This window comes from Streptomyces sp. WAC05292 (genome assembly GCF_003949955.1).
Classification (GTDB): domain Bacteria; phylum Actinomycetota; class Actinomycetes; order Streptomycetales; family Streptomycetaceae; genus Streptomyces; species Streptomyces globosus.
This window is the reverse complement of the sequence record NZ_RPSE01000275.1, coordinates 1-8,557: the sequence shown is the minus strand read 5'-3', so window position 1 is coordinate 8,557 and position 8,557 is coordinate 1. Positions and strand designations below refer to the sequence as shown.

Sequence of the window (8,557 nt, the reverse complement as noted above, 5' to 3'; positions counted from 1 at the left end):
CCCTTGGACCGCCCCGATGCCCCCGAAACCTTGGAGGGCCTGGAGGCCTTGGAGGCCTTGGGCGCCTTCGGGGGCTTCGCGGGCGACTGCTCGGACGGCTTCGGCACCTTGGGCCGCGCGGGCCGCCCGGTCGCCTCGGCGGCCCCGGCGGGGCCGGAACCCGGGCCGGAGCCGGGGCCCTTGCGGGCCGACCGGTCGGACCGGTCGGGGAACGGCGTCCCGCCCTGCGTGCTCCTGGCTCCGGCCACTGCTGTGCCTCCTGCGTCTGCGCTGTCCCGCCTCAGCGGTTCCTGTGGGCTGCGACCGCCTCGTACACCATCGCGACCAGCAGCTCGTCGGCGTCCCGGCGGCCGAACTCGGAGGCCGCGCGGGACATCTCGTACAGGCGGTGCGGGTCGGAGAGCACCGGCAGGACGTTGCCGAGCACCCAGTCGGGCGTCAGCTCCGCGTCGTCGACGAGCAGGCCGCCGCCGGCCTTGACCACCGGCTGGGCGTTGAGCCGCTGTTCGCCGTTGCCGATCGGCAGCGGGACGTAGGCGGCGGGGAGCCCGACGGCGGAGAGTTCGGCGACGGTCATCGCGCCCGCGCGGCACAGCATCATGTCGGCGGCGGCGTACGCGAGGTCCATCCGGTCCACGTACGGTACCGGGACATAGGGCGGCATCCCGGGCATGTTGTCGACGTGCGGCAGTTCGTTCTTCGGCCCGACCGCGTGCAGGATCTGGATCCCGGAGCGCTGGAGGGTCGGGGCGACCTGCTGCATCGTCTCGTTGAGGCGGCGGGCGCCCTGGGAGCCGCCCGAGACCAGCAGGGTCGGCAGGTTGGGGTCCAGGCCGAAGGCCGCACGCGCCTCGGGGCGGACCGCGGCGCGGTCCAGGGTGGAGATGGTCCGGCGCAGCGGGATGCCGACGTAGCGGGCGCCGCGGAGCTTGCTGTCGGGGGTGGAGACCGCGACGGCGTGCGCGTACCGGGAGCCGATCTTGTTGGCGAGGCCCGGCCGGGCGTTGGCCTCGTGGACGATGATCGGCACGCCGAGCCGCTTGGCCGCGAGGTAGCCGGGCAGGGCCACGTAGCCGCCGAAGCCGACGACGACGTCCGCCTTGGTCCGCTCCAGGATCTCCTCGGCCGCCTTGATGGTGCCGCGGAGCCGTCCCGGGACGGTGATCAGCTCGGGGGTGGGCTTGCGGGGCAGCGGGACGGCCGGGATCAGGCCCAGCTCGTAGCCGCGCTCGGGCACCAGGCGGGTTTCGAGCCCGCGCTCCGTGCCGAGCGCGGTGATGCCCACGGAAGGGTCCTGCCTGCGCAGGGCGTCCGCGAGGGCGAGCGCCGGCTCGATGTGGCCGGCGGTCCCCCCACCGGCGAGTACGACATGCACCGAATTTCACCGCTCTCCGGACGGACGCCTCGTGACGCGCCGTCTCATCGTCTTCCATCTCTGCCCGGTCCGCAGCCGGCCGCTCTTCGGCCGGCGCATCGCGAGCGCCGCGCGTGCGGCCGGCTCCTCCCGCGCGAAGGCGATGAGCAGTCCGACCGCGAACATGGTCGGCAGCAGAGCGGAACCGCCGTACGAGAACAGCGGGAGCGGGACCCCGGCGATCGGCAACAGGCCGAGCACCGCACCGATGTTGATCACGGCCTGGGCCGTGATCCAGGTGGTCACGCCTCCCGCGGCATACCGTACGAAGGAGTCCTCCGTGCGTCCGGCCACGCGGATACCCGCATAGCCTAGAGCCGCGAACAGGGCGAGTACCGACAGCGTCCCCGCCAGTCCCAGTTCCTCCCCGGTGATGGCGAAGATGAAGTCGGTGTGGGCTTCGGGCAGTTGTCCCCATTTTTCCACACTGGCACCCAGCCCGGAACCGAACCATCCGCCGGAGGCGAGGGCGTAGATCCCGTGGACGGCCTGCCAGCACAGGTCGTCTTTGCCCGGTTCCGTCGCACCGATGCAGGACAGCCGGGACATCCGGTGCGGACTGGTCTTGATCAGCAGTGCGATGATCACACCCGCGAAGGCGAGGACCCCCGCGAACAGCCGCGTCGGCGCCCCGGCCAGCCACAGGAGCCCGAAGAGGATGGCCCCCAGGATCATCGCGGTGCCCATGTCGCCGCCGAGCATGATCAGGCCGAGCAGCAGGAACGCCACCGGCACGAGCGGCACCAGCAGGTGCTTCCACTGCGCCAGCAGCTCCCGGTCGCCCTTGCGGGCCAGCAGGTCGGCGCCCCACAGGATCAGCGCGAGCTTGCCGAACTCGCTGGGCTGGAGCATGAACGGGCCGCCGAGCGAGATCCAGTTCTGGTTGCCGTTGACCGCGACCCCTATCCCGGGGACCTGGACCAGGACCATCAGGAAGAGCGTGCCGGCCAGCACGGGATAGGACAGCGCCCGGTGCAGCTTCACCGGCATGCGCGAGGCGGCGAACAGCAGCAGCGCGCCGATCAGGGCGGCGAGGAACTGCTTCTTGAAGAAGTACGCGTCCCCCAGCCCCAGCTGGAGCGCCTTGATCATCGAGGCCGAGTAGACCATCACCAGGCCGAGCACGGTGATCAGCAGTGAGCTGCCGAAGATCAGGTAGTAGGCGGTCAGCGGCCGGTCCCAGGCCCGGCGCACCTGCTGCTGGGTGCGCCGGATCCGGGTCAGCGGCCCGCCGCCCGCGGGGCGCCGCAGGCCCGGCGGGCGGCGGCGGCCCTGCGGTCTGAGGGCTGCGGGGCCCCGCGGGGACCGCGCCGGTTTCGCGGCGGACGGCCGCCGCCCGGGCAGCACCTGTCTGGCCGGCATCTCGTGACCTTCCCCTCCACTCGTACGGGGCGGGCGGCCGGTCGGGGCGGACCTTCCTGCCCGGTCTAGGCGCTCCCGGCGGCCAGTTCGCGCACCGCGTCCGCGAACGCGTCCCCGCGCTCGTTGTAGTTCGCGAACATGTCCATCGATGCGCAGGCGGGCGCCAGCAGGACCGTGTCGCCGGGCTCGGCGAGACGGGCCGCTTCCCGGACCGCCGCGAGCATCGCCCCAGTGTCCGTCCGGTCGAGGTCGACGACCGGGACCTCGGGGGCGTGTCGCGCCAGCGCCTCGGCGATGAGCGCCCGGTCGGCGCCGATCAGCACCGCGCCGCGCAGCCGCTTGCCGGACTTCTGAACCAGCTCGTCGAAGGTCGCGCCCTTGGCGAGGCCGCCCGCGATCCACACGACGGGCTCGAACGCGGCCAGCGAGGCCTCCGCGGCGTGCGTGTTGGTGGCCTTGGAGTCGTCGACGTACACCACGCCGTCGACCTCGTCCACGCGGGCGACGCGGTGCGCGTCGGGCCGGAAGTCGCGCAGGCCGTCGCGGACGGCGCGCGGCGGGACGCCGAAGGCGCGGGCCAGGGCGGCCGCGGCGAGGGCGTTGGCGATGTTGTGCGGGGCGGGCGGGTTGACGTCCGCGACCTCGGCGAGCTCCTGCGCGTTGCGCTGCCGGTTCTCGACGAACGCCCGGTCGACGAGGATGCCGTCGACGACGCCGAGCATGGAGGGGCCGGGGGCGCCGAGGGTGAAGCCGATGGCGCGGCAGCCCTCCTCGACGTCGGCCTCCTCGACGAGGCGCTCGGTGGCCGGGTCGGCGACGTTGTAGACGCAGGCGACCGTGTTGCCCTCGTAGATGCGGCCCTTGTCGGCGGCGTACGCCTCCATGGAGCCGTGCCAGTCGAGGTGGTCGGGCGCCAGGTTCAGCACGGCGGCCGAGTGGGCGCGCACCGAGGGCGCCCAGTGCAGCTGGTAGCTGGAGAGCTCCACTGCGAGGACGTCGTACTCCTCCTCGCCGAGCACCACGTCGATGATCGGGGTGCCGATGTTCCCGACGGCCGCGGTCCGCAGGCCGGCGGCCCGCAGGATCGAGGCGAGCATCTGGGTCGTGGTGGTCTTGCCGTTGGTGCCGGTCACGGCGAGCCAGGGGGCGGCCTTGCGGTCCGGGCGGGAGTCGCGCAGCAGCCAGGCGATCTCCACGTCGCCGACGACGTCGACGCCGGCCTCGGCGGCCGCCCGGAACAGCGGGCTGTCGGGCTTCCAGCCGGGCGAGGTGACGACCAGGCCGGTGCCCTCGGGGAGGGTCTCGGCGTCGCCGAGGCGTACGGAGACGCCCAGGCCGGCGAGTTCGGCCGCCTTCGCGCGGTGGCCCTCGGAGTCCCCGCCGTCCACGACGGTGACGGAGGCGCCGAGGCCGGCCAGGGCGCGGGCGGCGCTGATGCCGCTCACGCCGAGGCCGGCGACGGTGATGTTCTTGCCCTGCCAGGAGGTCACTTGTCCGCTGCCCATCCCGCGTAGAAGATGCCGAGGCCGACGATGACGCACATGCCCTGGATGATCCAGAAGCGGACCACGACGAGGACCTCGGACCAGCCCTTGAGTTCGAAGTGGTGCTGGAGCGGCGCCATGCGGAAGACGCGCTTCCCGGTGAGCCGGAAGGAGCCGACCTGGATGACGACCGACAGCGTGATGAGGACGAACAGGCCGCCGAGGAGGGCGATCAGGAACTCCGTGCGGGAGCAGATCGCGAGGCCGGCGAGCGCGCCGCCGAGGGCCAGCGAGCCGGTGTCGCCCATGAAGATCTTGGCCGGCGAGGTGTTCCACCACAGGAAGCCGAAGCAGGCGCCCATCAGGGCGGAGGCGACGACCGCGAGGTCGAGCGGATCGCGCACCTCGAAGCAGGCGTTGGGGTTGGTCAGGGTCTGCGCGTTGGCGCAGGACTCCTGGAACTGCCAGACGCCGATGAAGGTGTAGGCGCCGAAGACCATCACGGCGGCGCCGGTGGCCAGGCCGTCCAGACCGTCCGTCAGGTTCACGCCGTTCGACATGGCCAGGATCATGAACAGCGCCCAGACCACGAACAGGACGGGGCCGATCGACCAGCCGAAGTCGGTGACGAACGACAGCTTGGTCGAGGCCGGGGCCAGCCCGCGCGCGTCCTTGAACTGGAGCGCGAGCACGGCGAAGGCGATGCCGACGATCAGCTGGCCGGCCATCTTGGCCTTGGCCCGCAGACCGAGCGACCGCCGCTTGACGATCTTGATGTAGTCGTCGAGGTAGCCGACGAGGCCCATGCCGGCCATCAGGAACAGCACCAGCACGCCGGACAGCGACGGCGACTGGCCGGTCAGCACCTTCGTCAGGGCGTACGCGATGAGCGTGGCCAGGATGAAGGAGATGCCGCCCATGGTGGGCGTGCCCTTCTTCCCCAGGTGGCCGCGCGGGCCGTCGTCGCGGATGAACTGGCCGTAGCCCTTGCGGGCCAGCAGCTTGATCAGCAGCGGGGTGCCGATGACCGTGAGGAACATGCCGATGACACCGGCGAACAGGATCTGCCTCATCGGCCGGCGACCTCGCCCTCGCCGGCCAGCAGCGCCTCTGCGACCCGCTCCAGCCCGATCGACCTGGAAGCCTTCACCAGCACGACGTCACCCGGGCGCAGTTCACTGCGCAACAGGTCGACCGCCGCCTGCGCGTCGGACACGAGCACCGACTCCTCACCCCACGAACCCTCGTTGTAGGCGCCCAGTTGCAGCCAGGACGCTTCGATGCCCCCGACCGCGACGAGCTTGCTCACGTTGAGCCGGACGGCAAGCCGTCCCACCGCGTCGTGCTCGGCCAGCGAGGCGTCACCGAGCTCGGCCATGGGACCGAGCACCGCCCACGTGCGCCCCCCGTTCGCCCTGGCGGCGCCGCCCATCGCGGCCAGCGCGCGCAGTGCGGCCCGCATGGACTCGGGGTTCGCGTTGTAGGCGTCGTTGACGACCGTGACGCCGTCCGCCCGCTCGGTGACCTCCATCCGCCACCGGGACAACGTGCCCGCTCCGGAGAGCGCGGTGGCGGTCTCCAGGGCGGACATGCCCAGCGCGTGGGCGACGGCGGCCGCGGCGAGCGCGTTCGACACGTGGTGCTCACCGTACAGGCGCAAGGTCACTTCGCCGCACCCGGTGGGTGTGTGAAGTGTGAAGGAGGGCTGCCCGGCCGGCGTCATCCGGACATCGGTGGCCCGGACGTCGGCGTCGTCGGCCTCGCCGAAGAGCAGCGTACGGGCCTTGGTGCGGGCGGACATGGCGCGCACGAGGGGGTCGTCGGCGTTGAGGACGGCGATGCCGCCGTCGGCCGCCGCGGGCAGGGCCTCGACGAGCTCGCCCTTGGCGACGGCGATCTGCTCGCGGCCGCCGAACTCGCCGATGTGGGCGGTGCCGACGTTCAGGACGACGCCGATGCGGGGCGGGGTCAGGCCGGTGAGGTAGGCGATGTGGCCGATGCCGCGGGCGCCCATCTCCAGGACCAGGTGCCGGGTCTCCTCGGTGGCCCGCAGCGCGGTGAGCGGCAGGCCGATCTCGTTGTTGAGGGAGCCGGGCGTCCACACGGTGGGGGCGTGTGCCTGGAGCACCTGCGCGATGAGGTCCTTGGTGGAGGTCTTGCCCGCGGAGCCGGTCAGGGCCACCACGTCGGTGCCGAGGCGGAGGACGACGGCGCGGGCGAGGGCGCCGAGGGCCCTCTCGACGTCGTCGACGACGATCGCGGGCACGCCGACGGGGCGCGTGGCGAGCACGGCCGCGGCGCCGGCGGCGACGGCGCCTTCGGCGAACTCGTGCCCGTCGACGCGCTCGCCGGCGAACGCGGCGAACAGGCTGCCGGCCTCGACCTGGCGGGAGTCGATGACGACGGGCCCCGTGATCCTCACCGAGGGGTCCGGTATGTCGTGGGGCCGCCCGCCGGTGATGTCGGCGATCTCGGCGAGGGAAAGGGCGATCACTGGTTCACCTCGGCCTTGTGGACGTTCGGTTCGTGCGGCCGCACGGCGTGCGCGGCCTGTGCCTCGATCGCGGCGCGGAGCACCGCGCGGTCGTCGAAGGGGCGTACGACACCTGCGGTGTCCTGGCCCTGCTCGTGGCCCTTGCCTGCCACCAGCACGGTGTCGCCGGGCTCGGCGCGCGCGACGGCGGCGGCGATGGCCGCGGCCCGGTCCGCGTCGACGAGGACGGCGCCGCGCTCGGCGGCGGGCACGGAGACGGCCCCCTCGAACATCGCGGCGAGGATCTTCAGCGGGTCCTCGGAGCGCGGGTTGTCGGAGGTGAGCACGGCGGTGTCGGCGAACCGGGCGGCGGCCGCGCCCATCGGGCCGCGCTTGGTGGAGTCGCGGTCGCCGCCGCAGCCGAGCACGATGTGCAGCCGGCCGGCGGTGACCTCGCGCAGGGCGCGCAGCACGGACTCGACGGCGTCGGTCTTGTGCGCGTAGTCGACCACGGCGAGGTAGGGCTGGCCCGCGTCCACGCGCTCCAGGCGGCCGGGGACGCCGGGGACCGCGGCGACGCCGTCGGCGGCGGTCTGCGGGTCGATGCCGGCGGCGGCGAGCGCGGCGATCGCGGCGACGGTGTTGGCGACGTTGAACGGGCCGGGCAGCGGGGCCCGGGCGGCGATGCGCTGCCCGTCCGGGCCGACCACGGTGAGGGTGGAGTCCATGTGCCCGAAGACGACGTCCTCGGCGCGCCAGTCCGCGGCCGGGTCGCCCTGGGCGGAGAAGGTGGTGACGGGGATCGGCGACTCCTTGGCGAGGCGCCGGCCGTACTCGTCGTCGGTGTTGACCACGCCGAGGCGGGCGCGGCGCTCGGTGAAGAGCTGCGCCTTGGCCTGGAAGTAGTCCTCCATGTCGGAGTGGAACTCCATGTGCTCCGGGCTCAGGTTGTTGAAGACGGCGACGTCGAAGACGCAGCCGTCGACCCGCCCGAGCACCAGGGCGTGGCTGGAGACCTCCATGGCGACGGCCTCGACGCCGCGTTCGCGCATGACGGCGAACAGGGCCTGGAGGTCGGTGGCCTCGGGGGTGGTCCGCTCGGACTTGATGCGCTCGCCGCCGATGCGCATCTCGACGGTGCCGATGAGCCCGGTGGTGCGGCCGGCGCCGCGCAGGCCGCCGTCGACGAGGTACGCCGTCGTGGTCTTCCCGGAGGTTCCGGTGATGCCGATGCGGAGCAGGCCCTCGCCGGGGCGGCCGTAGATCTCGGCGGCGAGGGCGCCCATGCGGCCGCGCGGGTCGTCGGCGGTGAGCACGGGCAGGCCGGTGGCGGCCGCGCGCTCCGCTCCCGCGGGATCGGTCAGGATCGCCGCGGCGCCGAGGGCCGCCGCCTGGGCCGCGAAGTCGGCGCCGTGCAACCGGGCGCCGGGCAGGGCCGCGTACAGGTCGCCGGGGCGCACCGCACGGGAGTCGTGCGTGATCCCGGTGATCTGCGGGCCCGAGGGCTCCGCGGGGGCGCCGGGGTCCAGCAGGTGCGCGAGCGCGCCGAGCGGGGTCGGGCGGACGGACGCGGGCCGGGGCGCGCCCGGCGGCGTTGCCGGGGCGTCCTGCGGGGTGGTTCTGGGCTGATCAGCGTGGGACACGGCGGTGAGCGTACCGGGCGCGGCGGGCCGCCCGCGAAGCGAGGGCCCGCCGGGGGCGGCCCCGGCCGGCTGGTTCCCGGGTTCGGGGGTGATCGTGGTCACTGGTGGTGCCTCACGGTTCCTCGGGGGCCGGCGCGGCGGCCCGGGGGTCACCGGCCGGGCGTCGTGCCGGGTCGGGGGG

General features: G+C 73.5%; 6 protein-coding genes and 1 pseudogene. All 7 read right to left on the bottom strand.

The features are described 5' to 3' along the window. Positions 1-248, bottom strand: a pseudogene (locus tag EF903_RS34785) (hypothetical protein); the annotation flags it as partial. 32 nt (positions 249-280) lie between these two features. Further along, positions 281-1,375 (bottom strand): undecaprenyldiphospho-muramoylpentapeptide beta-N-acetylglucosaminyltransferase, encoded by a 1,095-nt coding sequence (gene murG, locus EF903_RS23595; protein WP_114057193.1) that lies wholly within the window; start codon positions 1,373-1,375, stop codon positions 281-283. A 6-nt stretch (positions 1,376-1,381) separates the two neighbouring features. Continuing rightward, complete coding sequence (gene ftsW / locus EF903_RS23590; RefSeq protein WP_125546300.1) at positions 1,382-2,776, bottom strand: putative lipid II flippase FtsW; 1,395 nt, start codon at positions 2,774-2,776, stop codon at positions 1,382-1,384. Positions 2,777-2,841: 65 nt separating this feature from the next. Further along, entirely contained in the window at positions 2,842-4,281 is a 1,440-nt protein-coding gene (gene murD / locus EF903_RS23585; protein WP_125546298.1) for a UDP-N-acetylmuramoyl-L-alanine--D-glutamate ligase, read from the bottom strand. Then, positions 4,263-5,333: a phospho-N-acetylmuramoyl-pentapeptide-transferase gene (gene mraY, locus EF903_RS23580; RefSeq protein WP_125546296.1), complete on the bottom strand. Its 1,071-nt coding sequence runs from the start codon at positions 5,331-5,333 to the stop codon at positions 4,263-4,265. The genes murD and mraY overlap by 19 nt, the downstream gene beginning before the upstream one ends. After that, the gene (murF, locus tag EF903_RS23575) at positions 5,330-6,754 is read right to left on the bottom strand and encodes a UDP-N-acetylmuramoyl-tripeptide--D-alanyl-D-alanine ligase (RefSeq protein WP_125546294.1); all 1,425 of its coding nucleotides are present in this window, start codon (positions 6,752-6,754) and stop codon (positions 5,330-5,332) included. Before murF ends, mraY begins: the two co-directional genes overlap by 4 nt. Then, positions 6,751-8,478: a UDP-N-acetylmuramoyl-L-alanyl-D-glutamate--2,6-diaminopimelate ligase gene (locus tag EF903_RS23570; RefSeq protein ID WP_125546292.1), complete on the bottom strand. Its 1,728-nt coding sequence runs from the start codon at positions 8,476-8,478 to the stop codon at positions 6,751-6,753. Before EF903_RS23570 ends, murF begins: the two co-directional genes overlap by 4 nt. Between the last annotated feature and the right edge of the window lie 79 nt (positions 8,479-8,557).

Bases quoted from the DNA above. Each gene is read 5' to 3' on its own strand.
- ftsW (WP_125546300.1), bottom strand. From the start codon at position 2,776: ATGCCGGCCAGACAGGTGCTGCCCGGGCGGCGGCCGTCCGCCGCGAAA.
- murD (WP_125546298.1), bottom strand. From the start codon at position 4,281: ATGGGCAGCGGACAAGTGACCTCCTGGCAGGGCAAGAACATCACCGTC.
- mraY (WP_125546296.1), bottom strand. From the start codon at position 5,333: ATGAGGCAGATCCTGTTCGCCGGTGTCATCGGCATGTTCCTCACGGTC.